The organism is Mycobacterium sp. E2327 (assembly GCF_001672675.1).
GTDB lineage: Bacteria > Actinomycetota > Actinomycetes > Mycobacteriales > Mycobacteriaceae > Mycobacterium.
The window spans coordinates 1-16,619 of sequence record NZ_LZKE01000030.1 but is presented as its reverse complement, the minus strand read 5'-3'; the positions used below and the strand labels follow the sequence as shown (position 1 = coordinate 16,619).

Annotated in this window: 17 protein-coding genes and 1 pseudogene; 11 read left to right on the top strand and 7 right to left on the bottom strand. The window is 70.0% G+C overall.

From position 1 onward, the window contains the following. Position 1 precedes the first annotated feature (1 nt). The 3 genes from tesB (at position 2) to A5712_RS03880 (ending at position 2,441) form a co-directional block, all read left to right on the top strand. Positions 2-847 carry an acyl-CoA thioesterase II gene (gene tesB, locus A5712_RS03890; RefSeq protein WP_068101580.1) on the top strand — a complete coding sequence of 282 codons (846 nt, stop codon included), beginning with the start codon at positions 2-4 and terminating at the stop codon, positions 845-847. 7 nt (positions 848-854) lie between these two features. After that, positions 855-1,451, top strand: a complete 597-nt coding sequence (pdxT, locus tag A5712_RS03885; RefSeq protein ID WP_068101575.1) for a pyridoxal 5'-phosphate synthase glutaminase subunit PdxT — start codon at positions 855-857, stop codon at positions 1,449-1,451. Positions 1,452-1,685: 234 nt separating this feature from the next. Beyond that, complete coding sequence (locus A5712_RS03880) at positions 1,686-2,441, top strand: YebC/PmpR family DNA-binding transcriptional regulator (RefSeq protein ID WP_068101572.1); 756 nt, start codon at positions 1,686-1,688, stop codon at positions 2,439-2,441. Between the two features lie 10 nt (positions 2,442-2,451). Here the strand turns inward: A5712_RS03880 and A5712_RS03875 are convergent, their stop codons facing one another. From A5712_RS03875 to A5712_RS03855, 5 genes are read right to left on the bottom strand one after another with little or no spacing between them, the layout of a single operon-like run. Next, positions 2,452-3,987 carry a polyamine aminopropyltransferase gene (locus A5712_RS03875; protein WP_068101567.1) on the bottom strand — a complete coding sequence of 512 codons (1,536 nt, stop codon included), beginning with the start codon at positions 3,985-3,987 and terminating at the stop codon, positions 2,452-2,454. Next, positions 3,984-4,439 (bottom strand): DUF350 domain-containing protein, encoded by a 456-nt coding sequence (locus A5712_RS03870; protein WP_068101564.1) that lies wholly within the window; start codon positions 4,437-4,439, stop codon positions 3,984-3,986. Before A5712_RS03870 ends, A5712_RS03875 begins: the two co-directional genes overlap by 4 nt. A 22-nt stretch (positions 4,440-4,461) precedes the next feature. Continuing rightward, positions 4,462-4,893: a DUF4247 domain-containing protein gene (locus tag A5712_RS03865; RefSeq protein ID WP_068101710.1), complete on the bottom strand. Its 432-nt coding sequence runs from the start codon at positions 4,891-4,893 to the stop codon at positions 4,462-4,464. Further along, the gene (locus A5712_RS03860; RefSeq protein ID WP_068101561.1) at positions 4,890-5,393 is read right to left on the bottom strand and encodes a DUF2617 family protein; all 504 of its coding nucleotides are present in this window, start codon (positions 5,391-5,393) and stop codon (positions 4,890-4,892) included. The genes A5712_RS03865 and A5712_RS03860 overlap by 4 nt, the downstream gene beginning before the upstream one ends. 10 nt (positions 5,394-5,403) lie before the next feature. Further along, positions 5,404-6,015 carry a DUF4178 domain-containing protein gene (locus A5712_RS03855; RefSeq protein ID WP_068101559.1) on the bottom strand — a complete coding sequence of 204 codons (612 nt, stop codon included), beginning with the start codon at positions 6,013-6,015 and terminating at the stop codon, positions 5,404-5,406. A gap of 142 nt (positions 6,016-6,157) precedes the next feature. Between A5712_RS03855 and ruvC the strand changes: the two genes are divergently transcribed. From ruvC to A5712_RS03825, 6 genes are all read left to right on the top strand, one after another. Beyond that, positions 6,158-6,727, top strand: a complete 570-nt coding sequence (gene ruvC / locus A5712_RS03850; RefSeq protein ID WP_068101557.1) for a crossover junction endodeoxyribonuclease RuvC — start codon at positions 6,158-6,160, stop codon at positions 6,725-6,727. Then, positions 6,724-7,317, top strand: coding sequence for a Holliday junction branch migration protein RuvA (gene ruvA / locus A5712_RS03845; protein ID WP_068101550.1), 594 nt, complete (start codon positions 6,724-6,726; stop codon positions 7,315-7,317). Before ruvC ends, ruvA begins: the two co-directional genes overlap by 4 nt. 49 nt (positions 7,318-7,366) lie before the next feature. After that, positions 7,367-8,413: a Holliday junction branch migration DNA helicase RuvB gene (ruvB, locus tag A5712_RS03840; RefSeq protein WP_068101548.1), complete on the top strand. Its 1,047-nt coding sequence runs from the start codon at positions 7,367-7,369 to the stop codon at positions 8,411-8,413. A gap of 92 nt (positions 8,414-8,505) precedes the next feature. Next, positions 8,506-9,156 carry a hypothetical protein gene (locus A5712_RS03835; protein ID WP_068101707.1) on the top strand — a complete coding sequence of 217 codons (651 nt, stop codon included), beginning with the start codon at positions 8,506-8,508 and terminating at the stop codon, positions 9,154-9,156. 165 nt (positions 9,157-9,321) lie between these two features. Further along, positions 9,322-9,708 (top strand): DUF1304 domain-containing protein, encoded by a 387-nt coding sequence (locus A5712_RS03830; RefSeq protein WP_068101545.1) that lies wholly within the window; start codon positions 9,322-9,324, stop codon positions 9,706-9,708. Between the two features lie 125 nt (positions 9,709-9,833). Then, the gene (locus tag A5712_RS03825; RefSeq protein ID WP_068101542.1) at positions 9,834-10,511 is read left to right on the top strand and encodes a hypothetical protein; all 678 of its coding nucleotides are present in this window, start codon (positions 9,834-9,836) and stop codon (positions 10,509-10,511) included. 63 nt (positions 10,512-10,574) lie between these two features. On the opposite strand, the gene car is transcribed toward A5712_RS03825, so the two are convergent. Together car and gabT are read right to left on the bottom strand one after the other, a co-directional pair. Continuing rightward, positions 10,575-14,057 carry a carboxylic acid reductase gene (gene car, locus A5712_RS03820; RefSeq protein WP_068101539.1) on the bottom strand — a complete coding sequence of 1,161 codons (3,483 nt, stop codon included), beginning with the start codon at positions 14,055-14,057 and terminating at the stop codon, positions 10,575-10,577. 130 nt (positions 14,058-14,187) lie between these two features. Next, on the bottom strand, positions 14,188-15,537 hold the full coding sequence (gabT, locus tag A5712_RS03815; RefSeq protein WP_068101536.1) for a 4-aminobutyrate--2-oxoglutarate transaminase: 1,350 nt from the start codon (positions 15,535-15,537) through the stop codon (positions 14,188-14,190). A 161-nt stretch (positions 15,538-15,698) separates the two neighbouring features. Between gabT and yajC the strand changes: the two genes are divergently transcribed. Continuing rightward, on the top strand, positions 15,699-16,037 hold the full coding sequence (gene yajC / locus A5712_RS03810; RefSeq protein ID WP_068101534.1) for a preprotein translocase subunit YajC: 339 nt from the start codon (positions 15,699-15,701) through the stop codon (positions 16,035-16,037). Positions 16,038-16,107: 70 nt separating this feature from the next. Continuing rightward, positions 16,108-16,619, top strand: a pseudogene (locus A5712_RS03805) (protein translocase subunit SecD); the annotation flags it as partial.

Below are 16,619 nucleotides of genomic sequence, written 5' to 3'. Positions count from 1 at the left end.
TGTGTCGATCGAGAAGATCCTTGATCTCGAGCAACTCGAGGTCAACATCTATCGCGGAAACGTGTTCAGCCCGGACTCGGGATATTTTCAGCGCACCTTCGGCGGCCATGTAGCCGGGCAGTCCCTGGTGTCGGCGGTGCGCACCGTCGACCCGCATTTCCTGGTGCACTCGCTGCACGGCTACTTCCTGCGGCCCGGGGACGCCACGGCGTCGACGGTCTTCATCGTCGAACGCATCCGCGACGGCGGCTCGTTCTGCACCCGCCGCGTCAACGCCATCCAGCACGGCGAAACCATCTTTTCGATGTCGGCGTCGTTCCAGACCGACCAGGAGGGCATCAACCACCAGGACGCGATGCCCGCCGCGCCGCCGCCGGACGGCCTGCCGGGGTTGAGCTCCATGAAGGTGTTCGACGACGCCGGGTTCCGCCAGTTCGAGGAGTGGGACGTCCGCATCGTGCCGCGGGAGCGCGTGGAGCGGCTGCCCGGCAAGGCCTCGCAGCAGCAGGTGTGGTTCCGCCACCGCGACCCGCTGCCCGACGACCCGGTGCTGCACATCTGCGCGCTGGCCTACATGAGCGATCTCACGTTGTTGGGCTCGGCGCAGGTGACTCACCTCGATGAACGCGCGCACCTGCAGGTGGCCTCGCTCGACCACGCGATGTGGTTCATGCGGGTGTTCCGGGCCGACGAGTGGCTGCTCTACGACCAGTCCTCGCCCTCGGCCTGCGGCGGTCGCGCGCTGTGCCAGGGCAAGATCTTCAACCAGTACGGCGAGATGGTCGCGGCGGTCATGCAGGAGGGTCTGACCCGCTTCCCGCGCGGATACCAGCCGCACAAGCAATGATTTCCCCGTGAGCGCGCCGAAGATCGGGGTCCTGGCCCTGCAGGGCGACACCCGCGAGCACCTGGCGGCGCTGCGCGAGGCGGGAGCCGAGTCGATGCCGGTGCGTCGCCGCAGCGAGCTGGATGCGGTGGACGGGCTGGTCATTCCCGGTGGCGAATCCACCACGATGAGCCACCTGTTGCTGGATTTCGAGCTGCTCGAGCCGTTGCGGAGGCGGCTGGCCGACGGGCTTCCCGCCTACGGCGCGTGCGCCGGCATGATCCTGCTGGCCACCGACATCCTCGATGCCGGCGCCCGGGGCCGGCAGGCGCTGCCGCTGCGCGCGATCGATATGACCGTGCGGCGCAACGCTTTTGGGCGACAGGTCGACTCGTTCGAGGGCGACATTCCATTCGCTGGGCTCGACGGGCCGGTGCGCGCGGTTTTCATCCGCGCGCCGTGGGTCGAGCGGACGGGCGACGGGGTCCAGGTGCTCGCCAGCGCGGCCGGGCACGTCGTCGCGGTCCGGCAGGGCCCGATGCTGGCGACCGCGTTTCACCCGGAGATGACCGGCGACCGCCGCATCCACCACATGTTCGTCGACATCGTCAGGGGCGAGGCGTAGTCACATCCGCCACTTGCGTCCCCCGAGGGGTGGCATGAGGCTTTCTGTCCGCCTCACAGCGACAGCCGTTGTCGCTCTGAGGCGGGCAAGTAGGGTGCCGCTCGCTTTCTTGTGACGCCTGTGACTGCGGTGACGGCGGGGAGCACCGGGGCCATCGGCATCCACCGCCCACGTAGACTCGTTGGGCGAGTTATCGAGCACCAGAATGCAAAAGAAGAAGAGGTAGCAACACCGATGAGCGGCCATTCCAAGTGGGCCACCACCAAGCACCAGAAGGCCGTCAAGGACGCGCGTCGCGGCAAGGAGTTCGCGCGGCTGATCAAGAACATCGAGGTCGCCGCCCGTACCGGCGGCGGTGACCCGGCCGGCAACCCGACGCTTTACGACGCGATCCAGAAGGCCAAGAAGACCTCGGTGCCCAACGACAACATCGAGCGCGCCCGCAAACGCGGGGCGGGCGAGGAGGCCGGCGGCGCCGACTGGCAAACCATCACCTACGAGGGCTACGCGCCCAACGGGGTGGCGGTGCTGATCGAGTGCCTGACCGACAACCGCAACCGCGCCGCCAGCGAGGTGCGGGTGGCGATGACGCGCAACGGCGGCACCATGGCCGACCCCGGCTCGGTGGCCTACCTGTTCTCCCGCAAGGGCGTTGTCACGCTGGAGAAGAACGGCCTGACCGAAGACGACGTGCTGACGGCCGTGCTCGACGCCGGCGCCGAGGACGTCAACGACCTGGGCGACAGCTTCGAGATCATCTCCGAGCCGACCGACCTGGTCGCGGTGCGCACCGCGCTGCAGGACGCCGGCATCGACTACGAGTCGGCCGAGGCCAGCTTCCAGCCGTCGGTCAGCGTTCCCGTCGACCTCGACGGCGCCCGCAAGGTGTTCAAGCTCGTCGATGCGCTGGAGGACAGCGACGACGTGCAGAACGTCTACACCAACGTCGACGTCTCCGACGAGGTGCTGGCCGCGCTCGACGAGGAGTGAACCAACCCTCTTAGTCGTACCCGTGCCGCATGTCCTCGACGACGCGCGGATTGTCCAGGGTCGACGGCTCGAGCGGGCGGTCGCCGATGTCGCCGGCGAAGACGGTGGCCGCGTCGAGCACCCGCTGGTTCAGGAAGCGCAGCGGGGGAGCGTCGGCCGGCACCCTCGGGACCGGTGCGGAACCGGCGCGCGCCGCCAAGACGAACCCCCAGTCCCCGAACGTGGGCACATGCACGTGATACGGCGTGACGGCATAACCGGCGGCCCGGATCGTCGAGACCGTGCGCCAGAACGCCGTCCGCGTGGAGAACGGGCTGCCCGCCTGTACGACCATCAGCCCGCCGGGCGCCAGCGCGCGGGCGGCGAGCGCGTAGAACTCGGTCGAATACAGCCGGCCCAGCACGGGCGTGTCGGGGTCGGGAAGGTCGACGATCACCGCGTCGAATCCGGTGTCCGAGGCGCCACGCAGCCAGGTCATCGCGTCGCCGATCACGACCTTGACGCGCGGGTTGTCCAGCGAGCCGCCGTTGGCCTCGCGCATGGTGGTGCGCGCCAATTCGATGACGGCGGGGTCGAGCTCGACCTGCACGATCTTGCCGATGCCGGGCTGGCGCAGCAGCTCGCGGGCGGCCAGGCCGTCGCCGCCGCCGAGCACCAGCACCGAGTGGGCGCCGGCACCGAGGGCGGGGTATACCAGGCTTTCGGTGTAGCGGTATTCGTCGCGCGTGGAGAACTGCAGGCCCCCGTCGAGGTAGAGGCGCATGTCGTTGCCGCGCCGGGTCACCACGATCTCCTGATAGGCCGTGTGCCGGTAGGCGATGATCGGGTCGGCGTAAAGCCTTTGCCTGCTTGTGGTTTCGATGTCGGCCGAACGCACCAGCAGCGTTGCTAACAGCCCGAGCGCGGCCGCGAGCGCGCACAGCGCCGTGGCCAGTTGCCGCGCGGACACGATGCGGCGCAACAAGAAGACCGCCACGATCCCCGCCGCCGCCAGGTTGATGATGCCCGTCGCCGCCGCGCCGCGAATCATCCCGAGGTGCGGCAGCAGCAGAAACGGCCAGACGAGCCCGCCCAGCAGCGCGCCCAGGTAGTCGGCGGCGTTGAGGTTGGCCAGCGTGCGGCCGGCGTCGGCGGCGTGCGCCGTCCGCCCCCGCTGCAGCAGCGTCATCAGCAGCGGCACCTCGGCGCCGACCAGGCCGCCGATCAGGGCCGTGCCCGCCGCCAGCACCCACGTCGAGCCCACCGAGCCGTCCAGGAACGCGAACACCGTGTACAGCGCGGCCGCGGACAGGCCGCCGATGATTCCCAGCAGCGCCTCGACGGCGATGAAGGCGATCGCCGCGTGCGCCAGCAGCGGCTTGGCCAGCAGCGCGCCCGCGCCCAGCGCCGCGATGTAGCCCGCGACGATCAGCGACGTGGCGACGATGCCCCCGCCGTTGAGGCTGGCCGACAGCGTCAGCAGCGCGAGTTCGTAGATGATGCCGCAGGCCGCGCAGGCCGCCACGGCGGCCAACAAGACGGCGCGCCAACGGCCCTGGGACGTCATGACACCGCCGCGGCGGTCACCCCTCCCACGGCCAGCAATATCAGGGCGACCGCGAAGGACCCCGGGTGCAGCGTGGGCTCGTCGATGTGCTCGTGGAAGTCGCCGGGGATCAGCAGGTGCATCGCCAGCAGCGCGATCCCCAGCAGGATCACGCCCATCAACCCGTACACCGCCACGCCGAGGAGCCCCTGGCCCAGCTGGCTGTAGCTGTTGGCGATGGCGGTGATGATGACGATGGTGAGCGAGATGTACATGGCGCCCGCGACGACGACGGCGTTGGGGCGGCGGTCGATGAACACCAGCTGACGCAGCTTGCCCGGGGTCAGCCAGTCGACCATGTAGAACCCGACGAGCAGCACCGCCATCCCGACGGCGAAGTACAGGATCGTCGCGACCGCGCCCTTCAAGACGGGATTGACGTCGACGTTGCCGATCTCGACGGCGAGGTTCATGGTTGTCTCCTTTGCGGTTAGATCACTTGGTTCCGCCGGGGCCGCCCGGGGTGCCGCCGGCGCCGCCCGACGGGGAGCCCGGGAAGAAGCCGGGGCCCAGGAAGACGAATGCGCCGTGGCTGTATCCGGCGCTCAGGGGTTCGACGCGGATGCTGCACGGATTGTTGCCGTCGGGCCCGACGATCACGATGTTGTTGCTGTACCGCAGGTACTCGCTGTCGCCGTTGGACGCGCGCGCCTCGGGGGCCTGATAGTCGGCGAGCGCGTCGGCGACCTGGTCGGGGGAGCCGGTGCACTGGTAGCGCGTGCCGTTCACGTCGCGGGAGTACTCGTGGTAATGGCTCGCGATGTAGGACCCGATGTCCTTCTGCTCCAAGATGATTCCGAAGACCAGGCAGGCGATTGCGGCGACGGCCAGCGCCCCGGAGATCAGGAACAGGCGGTTGCGGCTCACGGGCGCCACCGGCTCTCGGTGTGCACCACCACGCCGCCCGACTCCAGCGGGTACAGATGCCAGGTCTGCCAGTGCCATCCGGCGCCGTCGGGCTCGGCGGCCAGGGCGGTCAGCGCGGCGTCGTCGCCGGGGAACGTGCCGCCGAGCCAGCCCGGTTGCCGCGCACAGCGTTCGCGCAGCTCGCCGGCCAGCCGGCGGAAGCTCGCCTCCTCGTGCGTCTCGGTGCGGGACCGCAGCCGGTAGCCGGGGGCGTCGGTGCGCCGCGGCAGGTCGCCGCCGATGCCGCGGGCGGTACACGAAACCTGTTCGGAGAACTGGCCTTTCGCGTGCTCGACCGCGACCACGTGCGATGCGCCCAGCACGCCGAGCAGCAGCGCGCCGCCGTCCGGATGCTCCAGCGAACAGGTGGCGAGCGGCGCCGGCGCGGGCGCGTTGAGCGCGAGCCCCAGCCGTTCCCCGGACACGTCCGCCGGAGTCACGGCGAGCTGATGGAGGGGCACCGAGGCGGTCCTATGGCGAGGAGGGTGGGGGCGCGGGGTAGACGGTCAGCTCCCCGGGCACGACGGACTTGCCCGTCGAAACCTCCCAGGGCATGTCCGGTGCCCAGCGCTCGAACGACAGCAGGGCGCTCTCGTTGGCGTTGGTGCAGTCGAGGAATTCCATCTCGCCGCCGGCGGGCAGGCCGGTGGTGCCCTCGGTGGTGTAGGACGCCCGGCCGCGCTCGGTCTCGTGGAAGGCCACGCCGTCGATGACGTACTGGTCACCGGGCTGCAGAGTGAGGTCCTTGCGGGTGACCCACATGGCCAGCTCCAGGCGCCCGTCGTCCTCTTCGACGCTCAGCCAGATCGGCTGGTCGCCGCCCTCCAGGAGGTGCTCCCACCACACGAACGGCCCCTCGCGGAACGTCACCGAGCCGCGCACCACGAGGTCGACGCCGCCGTAGCTGACGATCGCGCCGGGGCCGAGTTGGCGGGGCCCGAACTGCGGCATGGCGTTGAACGACAGCGGGTCGGAGCGCCCCCGCGGCGGGGCCGGCTTCTTGGGTCGCCGCAAAGCGATGACCAGCACCACGATCGACGCGATGAACAGCACCGCCGCCAGGACGAGCAGGACTGTTCCCACGCTGAACCTTCCGTTGCCACAGGGCTAGAGCGAACGTGGGCTATAAGTTAACAGCTTTTACCCGAGGGCAGCGTGTCCTACCGGATGCCGTCGGTGTCGCCGGTTAGGCTCTCGAACAGCTGTTCGTACGAAGGAGCCGGCAATGCGCGTGATGGGCGTCGACCCGGGGCTGACCCGATGCGGCCTGGCGGTTGTGGAGACCGGTGGGGGGCGCAAGGTCGTCGCGCTCGACGTCGACGTGGTGCGCACCGGCTCGGACGCGCCGCTGACCAAGCGGTTGCTGGCCGTCAGCGATGCCGTCGAGCACTGGCTGGACACCCACCGGCCGGACGTGGTGGCCATCGAGCGGGTGTTCTCCCAGCACAACGTGTCGACCGTGATGGGCACCGCGCAGGCCGGCGGCGTGGTCGCGCTGGCGGCGGCCAGGCGCGGCATCGACGTGCACTTCCACACCCCCACCGAGGTGAAGGCCGCGGTCACCGGCAACGGGTTCGCCGACAAGGCGCAGGTCACCACGATGGTCACCAAAATCCTTGCGCTGCAGGCCAAACCGACGCCGGCCGACGCGGCCGACGCGTTGGCGTTGGCGATCTGCCACAGCTGGCGCGCGCCGATGATCGCCCGGATGGCCGCCGCCGAGGCCCTCGCCGCGCAGCAACGGCACGCCTACCGGGCCAAGTTGGCGGCGACGCGCAAGGCGGCCGCCCGATGATCGCGTCGGTGCGCGGCGAGGTGCTCGAGGTGGCGCTCGACCACGTCGTGATCGAGGCGGCCGGCGTCGGCTACCGGGTCAACGCGACGCCGTCGACGCTGGCGACGCTGCGGCAGGGCAGCGAGGCCCGGCTGATCACCGCGATGATCGTGCGCGAGGACTCGATGACGCTGTACGGGTTCACCGACGCGCAGACCCGCGACCTGTTCCTGACGCTGCTGTCGGTGTCGGGGGTGGGGCCGCGGCTGGCGATGGCGACGCTGGCGGTGCACGACGCCGCCACGTTGCGCCAGGTCCTGCACGACGGCGACGTCGCCGCGCTGACCCGGGTGCCCGGCATCGGCAAGCGCAGCGCCGAGCGGATGGTGCTGGAGCTGCGCGACAAGGTCGGGGCCGTGGCCGCGACCAACGGGGCGCCGCTCGTCAACGGCCACGCGGTGCGCAGCCCGGTGGTGGAGGCGCTGGTCGGCCTGGGCTTCGCCGCCAAGCAGGCCGAGGAGGCCACCGACAAGGTGCTGGCCGGCGATCACGAGGCGACCACGTCCAGCGCGCTGCGGGCCGCCCTGTCCCTGCTGGGTAAGTCGCGATGACGCGCGCCGGCGACGATGCAGAGCGGAGCGATGAGGAGGAGCGGCGCAAATGACCGACGACTTCTCCGACCGCGACGTCTCGCCGGCGCTGACCGTCGGCGAGGGCGACATCGACGTCAGCCTGCGGCCCCGCTCCCTGCGGGAGTTCATCGGGCAGTCGCGGGTGCGCGAGCAGCTGCAGCTGGTCATCGAGGGGGCCAAGAACCGCGGCGGCACACCGGATCACATCCTGCTGTCCGGTCCGCCGGGGCTGGGCAAGACCTCGCTGGCGATGATCATCGCGGCGGAGCTCGGCTCGTCGTTGCGGGTGACGTCCGGTCCGGCGCTGGAACGCGCCGGCGACCTGGCCGCGATGCTGTCCAACCTGGTCGAGCACGACGTGTTATTCATCGACGAGATCCACCGCATCGCGCGGCCCGCCGAGGAGATGCTCTACCTGGCCATGGAGGACTTCCGGGTGGACGTGGTCGTGGGCAAAGGCCCCGGGGCGACGTCGATTCCGCTGGAGGTGGCGCCCTTCACGCTGGTAGGCGCCACCACCCGGTCCGGCGCGCTGACCGGCCCGCTGCGCGACCGGTTCGGGTTCACCGCGCACATGGACTTCTACGAGCCCGCCGAGCTGGAGCGGGTGCTGGCCCGGTCCGCCGGGATCCTCGGCATCGAGCTGGGCGCCGACGCGGGCGCCGAGATCGCGCGACGCTCGCGGGGGACCCCGCGGATCGCCAACCGGCTGTTGCGCCGGGTCCGCGACTTCGCCGAGGTGCGCGCCGACGGCGTGATCACCCGCGACGTCGCGAAGTCCGCGCTGGAGGTCTACGACGTCGACGAACTGGGGCTGGACCGGCTGGACCGGGCGGTGCTGTCGGCGCTGACCCGCGGCTTCGGCGGCGGCCCGGTCGGGGTCTCGACGCTGGCGGTGGCGGTGGGCGAGGAGGCCGCGACCGTCGAGGAGGTGTGCGAGCCGTTCCTGGTGCGGGCGGGCATGGTCGCGCGCACCCCGCGCGGCCGGGTGGCCACCGCCCAGGCCTGGACGCACCTCGGCCTGACGCCGCCGGCCGGGGCGACCGGCCTCGGGCAACCGGGCCTGTTCGACTAGGACGGTTGGCGCCGCCCCCCGGGGTGTGGGTTACGTCACTCGCGCCGCGGGTACCCGCCTCGCAACAGCAATCACTGTTGAAGGAGATTCTGATGAGGCGAACCAACCCCGACTATGACCGCCCTCGCGCGGCGTACATGCCTCGCAGCCGCGGCGCGCTGAGCGGGCTGCTGCTGATCCTCTTGGGTGCGTGGGGCGCGCTGATCCCGTTCTTCGGACCCAACGTCAACTGGGCGTACATGGCCGACCCGGCCTGGACGTGGACGACGGCGAAAGGCTGGCTGGAGGTGCTCCCCGGCGTCGTCGCCGCGGTGGGCGGCCTGATCCTGCTCGTGTCCGGCAATCGCGCCAGCGCGGTGCTCGGCGGCTGGCTGGCCGTCGTCGCCGGCGCCTGGTTCGTCGTCGGCCGGGCGTTCGCGCCGATGCTGAACATCGGGGACTTCGGCCAGCCGGCGGCCGCGACGGACCTAAAGCGGGCCCTGCTCGAGGTCACCTACTTCACCGGCCTCGGTGCGCTGATCGTGTTCCTCGGCGGCGCCGCCCTGGGGCGTGTCGCGGTGCGGCATGCCCGCGACGTCGTCGTGGCGGAACCGGCGCCGGTGGCCGCGGCCCCGGCGGAGCAACCGGCCATGTATGACGAATCGCGTCGCGACGTGCCGACCGACGAGCGCACCGGGCGCGGCTTCTTCCATCGGCGCACCGGGGGCGGCCTTTTCCGCCGCCACCACCACGCCGGCGTCTAGTGCCGATCGCAAGCGCGGCGCTGGCGCCGGGCGCCGCGGGTCGGCACCATCTGGCCTGATCGCGCGAGAGCACCGGTAGCCCCAGCGGGCCGCCGGTGCTGTTGCGCGCCAGGGCGAGCGCCGCTCGGTATGGTTCTTGGGTCGTTGGCTTACCGAGGAGGAGCGATGCTCACCGCCGGGTTGGTGTTTGCCGGGCTGGCCGCCCTGCTGCACGTCTACATCTTCACGATGGAGTCGTTGACCTGGACCTCGGAGCGCACCCGCGCCGTCTTCGGCACGACGGCCGAGGAAGCCGAGACCACCCGGCTGCTCGCCTTCAACCAGGGGTTCTACAACCTGTTCCTGGCCATCGTCACCCTCCTGGGCATTCCCCCGGTGATCATGGGCGACAAGGCCGTCGGGGTCGCGCTCATTCTCGCCGGAGTCGGATCCATGGCCGCCGCGGCGATCGTGCTGGTGTTCTCCGCGCGGGACAAGGCACGGGCCGCGGTCATCCAGGGCACCTTTCCGGTGATCGCCATCGTGCTGGTGGTGCTCGGCCTGTCCTGGTAACGCCAGCAACATCAGCCTCACTGGTCACGCAAATCCGCTCCTTGCGGCCGCGGGTGTTACATCGCGGCCGGGTCGGGTACTCCCGGGGGGCCGGAAATGGGCCCGGCTTCAATTGAGGAGATGGAATGAAAAACGCAGATAGGGACTATCCAGGCGCGTTGACCATGCCGCGCTCGCGCGGCGCGATCAGCGGATTGATCCTGGTGCTCCTTGGCGCCTGGGGGGCGCTGATCCCGTTCGTCGGCCCCCACTTCAACTTCGCCTACACGCCCGACCGCGACTGGGCGTGGACGACGGCGCGCGGCTGGCTCGAGGTGCTCCCCGGCGCCGCCACGGTGGTGGGTGGCCTGCTGTTGATCGTCGCCGGCAACCGCATCGCCGCCATGCTGGGCGGCTGGCTCGCGGTCCTGTCCGGCGCGTGGTTCGTGGTGGGCGGCCAAATCGCTCCTCTGCTGGGCATCGGATCCGCCGGCGACCCGATCGCGGCGACCGAGCGCAAGCGCGCCGCCCTCGAGGTCTCCTATTTCTCCGGCCTCGGCGCGCTGATCATCTTCGTGGGCGGAGTCGTCCTGGCCCGCACGGCGGTGCGGCTGGCGCGCGACGTGGCACCCCTGGGTCACCCGGAGCCCGAGGCAGCTGCGCCGGTCGGGGAGCCGGTGTACGTGTCCGGGCTGGACGAGTCGCCCGCGGTGTCGTCGGGCGCGGTGACCAAGCCGCGGATGGAGCGCGGCTGGCGCCGCCAGCGCGACGCCGCCTCCTCGCCGAACGCGGCGTACCTGCGCTGGCCCCACCCGCAGGGCTGAGTCAGGAAGAGCTGACGCAGAAAATCGCCGACCCGCGTAGGGCCGGCGATTTTCTGTGCGTGCTTACAGCAAACCGAGCAGTTGCAGGTCGCTGACGTACTTGGCGATGATCTTCGGCGAGATGTGCGGAATGTCCTTGTCCGGGCCGATTTTTGCGTCCTGAACCGCGGCGCGGAACCGGTCGGTGGGCGCCATCGAGCCGTTGATGGGCCGCTCGGGCTTCTGGTAGTTGTGCAGCAGCGGCAGCAGCGAGGCGTTGCGCTGCTTTTCGGGCAGCCCACGCAGGCTGGTCTCGAACCGCTGCAGCCAGTCGCCGTAGTCGTCGACGCGCCGGATGGCGCATCCCGCGTCGATCAGCCAGTCGACGAACTGGTCCATCCCGATGCCGTCGTCGTACGGATTCATCACGTGGAAGGTGCGGAAACCGTCCGCGCTCTGGGCACCCAGCGTGGAGATCGCCTCGGCGATGAACTCCACGGGCAGCCCGTCGTAGTGGGCGCGCTGCCGGTTGCCGTCGGCGTCCAGCTCGTAGAACGAGGCGGGCGCGATCCCGGTCGCGGCCAGGCTCAGCATCATCCGGGTGAACATGTCCGGGACATTGAGCTGGCCGGCGTAGGTGGTGTCGGCCAGGATCATGTCGCAGCGGAACACCGCGACCGGCAGCCCGCACAGGTCGTGGGCCTCGCGCAGCAGCACCTCGCCGGCCCACTTGCTGTTGCCGTAGCCGTTGGCATAGCTGTCGTTGATCGCCCGCGTCGCGCTGATCTCGCGGATGTCGGCGTCCTCGGTGAACTTGCCGGGCTGGATCTGGTCGCCCACCCCGATCGTCGAGACGTAGGTGTACGGCTTGATCTTCGTCGTCAGCGCGAGCCGGATCAGCTCGGCGGTGCCCAGCGCGTTCGGCCCGAACAGCTCGCTGTACGGCAGCACGTGGTTGACCAGCGCCGCCGGGTCGACGATCAGGTCGACGGTGTCGGCCAGCCGCTGCCAGGTCTGCCGGTCCAGGCCGAGGTCCGCCTCGCCCTTGTCGCCGGCGATGACCTCCAGGTGGTCGGCGGCCAGCGCCTGGTAGTGGGCCAGCAGCTTGGGGTCGCCGCTGTCAAAGGTCTTGTCGAGCCGCGCCCGGGCGTCCTCGTCGGAGCGGGCCCGCACCAACGCGATCACCTTGCCGTCGACCAGGTCCATCCGCTCGAGCCAGTCCAGGGCCAGGTAGCGGCCCAGGAATCCGGTTGCGCCGGTGAGCAATACGGTGCGCACCTCGGAGGTGGGCTTGGGCAGCTCGGGCGCGGCCTGTAGCGTCGAGGCCTCCAGGAACTTGTCCAGCGTCAGCTCGGCGGCATGCACCTCGGTCGCGTCGCGGCCGTGCACCGAGGCGAAGCTGGGGCGCTTGGTGCCCTGGCGCTCGCCCTCGATGTAGGTGGCGATCGCCGCCAGGTCGTTGGCCGGGCTGACGATCACGCCCACCGGCACGTCGACGTCGAAGATCTCGTGCAGCAGGTTGCCGAATGTCAACGCCGACAACGAGTCTCCGCCCAGGTCGGTGAAGTGCGCGTCCGGCGACACCTCGCTGCTCGCGGTGCCCAGCAGGGCGGCCGCGGCGCGGCTCACCGTCTGCAGCACCGGCGCGTCGGCGCCGCTGCGGCGCAGCTCGCTCAGCTCGTTGGCCTGGCCCTCGGCCAGCTCGGCGTAGAGCTGTTCGAGGCGCTCGCCGTAGTGCTGCTTCAGCTTCGGCCACGCCAGCTTGCGGATGCCGGTCAGCAGACCGTTCTCCAGCGTGAAAGGCGTTGTCTCGATGAGGAAGTCGCGCGGCACCTCGTAGGACTGCAGCCCGGTCTCCTTCGCGACGTACTGCAGCGAGTCGGCGATCATCGGCTTCAACGTCTCGACGTCGTACGCCGCCAGCGCCTCTTCGGTGGGCACCACGACCGCCAAGAGATACGGGTGGGCGCTGTTGCCGTAGACGTAGATCTGGCGCACCAGCGGGCTGTTGCCGAACACCGCCTCCAGCTTCGCGACGGTGACGAATTCGCCCTGCGCGAGCTTGAGCACGTTGTTGCGGCGGTCGACGTAGACCAGCTTGTCTGGAGCGACCTCGGCGACGACGTCGCCGGTCCGGTAGTAGCCGTCCTCGTCGAACACGCCGGCGGTCACCTCGGGCCGCTTGTAGTAGCCGGGGAACATGTTGTTGGTCTTGAGCAGCAGCTCGCCGCGCGGGTAGGGCCGGTCGGTGGAGAAGTAGCCCAGGTCCGGGACGTCGACCAGCTTGTAGTCGACGACCGGCGGGCGCTGCACCTCGCCGTCGAACAGGACCATCCCGGCCTCGGTGGACCCGTAGCCGTCCAGCAGGTGCATCTGCAGCAGGGACTCGACCCACTGCCGCAGCTCCGGTGAGGTGGGCGCCGAGCCCGTCATCGCGAAGATGAACCGCCCGCCCAGCAGGTGGTTGCGCAGCTCGTCCATCACCTCGGCCTCGTCGTCGCCGCGGTCGACCCGGCGCTGATACTCCGCGTAGATCGTCTCCCAGATCCGCGGCACGAAGTTCATCTCGGTGGGCCGGACCAGCTCGAGGTCCTCCAGCAGCGTCGAGAGGTCACTGCGGGCCGCGAAGTAGGCGGTGCCGCCGTTGCCGAGCGTGCCGTAGAGGATGCCGCGGCCCATGACGTGGCTCATCGGCATGAAGTTGAGGGTGATCGACGCGGCGCTCGGTCCGAACCAGTTGCGGGCCGACCGGCACCACATCTTCCCGACGTTGCTCGCCGGGTACATCGCGCCCTTGGGCGCGCCGGTGCTGCCGGAGGTGTAGATCAGCAGGGCCAGCGGGTCATTCTCGGCGGGCGCCGACGCCGGCGCCTCGGGCAGCGCGCGCCCGCGCTCCAGCAGGTCGGCCAGGGCGTCGACGGTGACGGCGGTGTCGGCCAGCCGCGCGCGGGCGGCGTCGACGGCCTCGCGCTCGTCGTCGGCGTCGGGGTGGTAGTCGAACACGACCAGCTTGGCCGGTGCCGGTCCGCTCAGGATCAGCTCGACGGCGTCGGGCAGCTGGTTGACGCTGGCCGCGATCACGCTGGGCTCGGTCTCGGTCACGATCGGCTGCAGCTGGGCGATCGCCGCGCTGGTCTGCAGCGGGACCGACACGGCGCCGATCATGCCGAGCGCGATGTCGATGGTGGCGTAGTCGACGCTGTTGAAGCCGAGCACGCACACGCGGTCGCCGGCCTGGACCGAGTCGTGGGTCAGCGCGCGGGCCAGCGCGTCGACCCGGTCGCGCAGTTCGCCGTAGGTGACGGTCTCGTAGCGGGAGAGCAGCTGCACCGACGTGCGCCCGGTCGCGGCGTCCTTGACGAACTCGACCGCGCGCTGCCCGAGAGCCGGGCGGTCGGCGTAGCCCTCGAGCACGGTCTGGATGATCTGCGGCAATCGCAGTCCAGGCTGCTCAAGGGCCTCGGCGACGGCCGGGTCCGGCCGGGCAGCGGCGAACTGGGCGTCGTTGGCGGTGAGGTCGTCGACGCGGCGTGCGAGCCACTGTTCCTGAGTAGTAGTAGTCGACATAAAGATTCCCTCTTAACGCATAAGCACTAGGTGAATGGGTGGCGCGACGTTGCGCTGATGTCAAAAACGTTAGCAAAACTAACGGTATTCCTCAATGGACTGGCCGTGGGTGTGATGTTGCACACCGACGCTAGAGCTCGTTGAGGAGGCCGGTGAGGGTGGCGACGCCCTCGGTCAGCAGCTCGTCGCTGATCGTCAGCGGCGGCAAAAGCCGGATGACGTTGCCGAACATCCCGCACGTCAAGACGATGACCCCGGCCGCGTGGGCCGCCTTCGAAAGCGCTTCCGTCAGTTCGGGATTGGGCTCCGAACCGCCCGACTTCACCAGCTCTATCGCGATCATTGCGCCGCGGCCCCGAACGTCCCCGATCCGGTCGTCGGCCGCCTGCAGCCGCAGCAGCGGTTCGGTGATCAGCCGTTCCAAGTGCTGGGCCCGCTCGATCAATCCGTCATTCTCGATGGTCTCGATGGTGGCCAGCGCCGCGGCACACGCGACTGGGTTACCGCCGAACGTGCCGCCCAAACCCCCGACGTGCGGGGCGTCCATGATCTCGGCGCGGCCGGTCACCGCGGACAGCGGCAGCCCGTCGGCGATGCCCTTGGCGGTGCAGATCAAGTCGGGTTCCAGGCCCGCCGGGCCCTCGTGCTCGCAGGCGAACATCGCGCCGGTGCGCGCGAACCCGGTCTGCACCTCGTCGGCGATGAACACCACGTCGTTTTTGCGGCACCAATTCAGCAGGGCGGGCAAGAACCCTTCGGCCGGGACGATGAATCCGCCCTCGCCGGCGATCGGCTCGATCAGGACGGCGGCCAGGCTGTCCGCGCCGACCTGGCTCTCGATCACCCGGATCGCCCGCTCGGCGGCCTTCTGGCCGTCGGTGGCCAGCTCCTTGTCCAGCAGGCCGTCCCGATAGGGATAGGACAGCGGGGCCCGATAGATCTCGGGCGCGAACGGGCCGAAGCCGCTCTTGTAGGGCATCGACTTGGCGGTGAGCGCCATCGCCAGGTTGGTGCGCCCGTGGTAGGCGTGGTTGAACGCCACCACGGCGGGCTTGCGGGTGTAGGCGCGCGCGGCCTTGACGGCGTTCTCGACTGCCTCGGCGCCGGAGTTGAACAGCACCGAGCGCTTTTCGCCGGAGCCCGGCGTGATCCGGTTGAGTTCCTCGGCGACGGCGACGTACTCCTCGTACGGGGTCACCATGAAGCAGGTGTGGGTGAAGTCGGCGACCTGCGCGCGGACCGCGTCGACCACCCGGGGCGACGAATTGCCGATCGTGGTGACCGCGATGCCGGAGCCCAGGTCGATGAGCCGGTTGCCGTCGACGTCCTCGACGATGCCGCCACCGGCGCGCGCGACGAACACCGGCAGCGAGACGTTGACGCCGTGCGACACCGACGCGGCCCGGCGCTTGTTCAGTTCCAGCGATGTGGGACCGGGGATTTCGGTGACCAGGTGGCGAGTCTGCTCGAGGCTGGCCACGACGTCCTCCTCACCGCGGCGCGCATGTCACGTCGCGCGTCAAGCCTATCTGGTTCCGCGCGAGGCAGCGGGGCCAGTCGTTGGCCCCCTGCGGTGCTGGCAGACTGGCCGTTACTGGTCGTTTCGAGCTTCGGAACGGGCGAATACGAAAGATAGGCGCAATGAATAGTTTGGTCATGTTTTTGCCGTTCGTGCTCATCATGGTCGGTTTCATTTACTTGCAGGGGCGCCGCCAGAAGAAGGCGATGCAGGCCACCATCGACCTGCACGACTCGTTGCGTCCCGGGGACCGGGTGCACACCACGTCCGGGCTTCAGGCCACCGTCGTCGCCATCACCGACGACACCGTCGACCTGGAGATCGCGTCCGGCGTGGTCACGACGTGGATGAAGCTGGCCATCCGCGACAAGATCCTGCCCGAGGAGCCGGCCGAGCTCGGTGACGACGACGCCGCCGACGACTTGGAGGAATCCGACGGGCTGACCGACCCGGGCCGGTAGGTGAGGGGCACGTAGGCTTTTCTAGGCTCTGCCGGGGCAAGAAACCGATTCTCAAGGAGATACGAGGAAAGTGGCATCGTCTTCGGCGCCGGTGCACCCTGCCCGATACCTGTCGGTGTTCTTGTTGCTGCTGATCGGCGTCTACCTGCTGGTGTTCCTCACGGGCGACAAGAAGGCCGCGCCCAAGCTCGGCATCGACCTGCAGGGCGGCACCCGCGTCACCCTGACCGCGCGCACCCCCGACGGGTCACGCCCGAGCCGGGAGGCGCTGGCCCAGGCGCAGCAGATCATCAGCGCGCGGGTCAACGGGCTGGGCGTGTCCGGTTCGGAGGTCGTGGTCGACGGCGACAACCTGGTCATCACGGTGCCCGGCAGCGACGGCAGCGAGGCCCGCAACCTCGGGCAGACCGCGCGGCTGTACATCCGGCCGGTGCTCAACTCGATGCCGGCGCAGGCCGCCCAGCCCAAGCCGCCGGCCCAGGCGCCCGCGGGCGGACCGGCGCCCGAGCAGCCGGCGCCCCAACACCGACGACCTGGGTCTCGAGGCGGCCGGGGTGCAAACCGAACGCGGCTACATCGTCG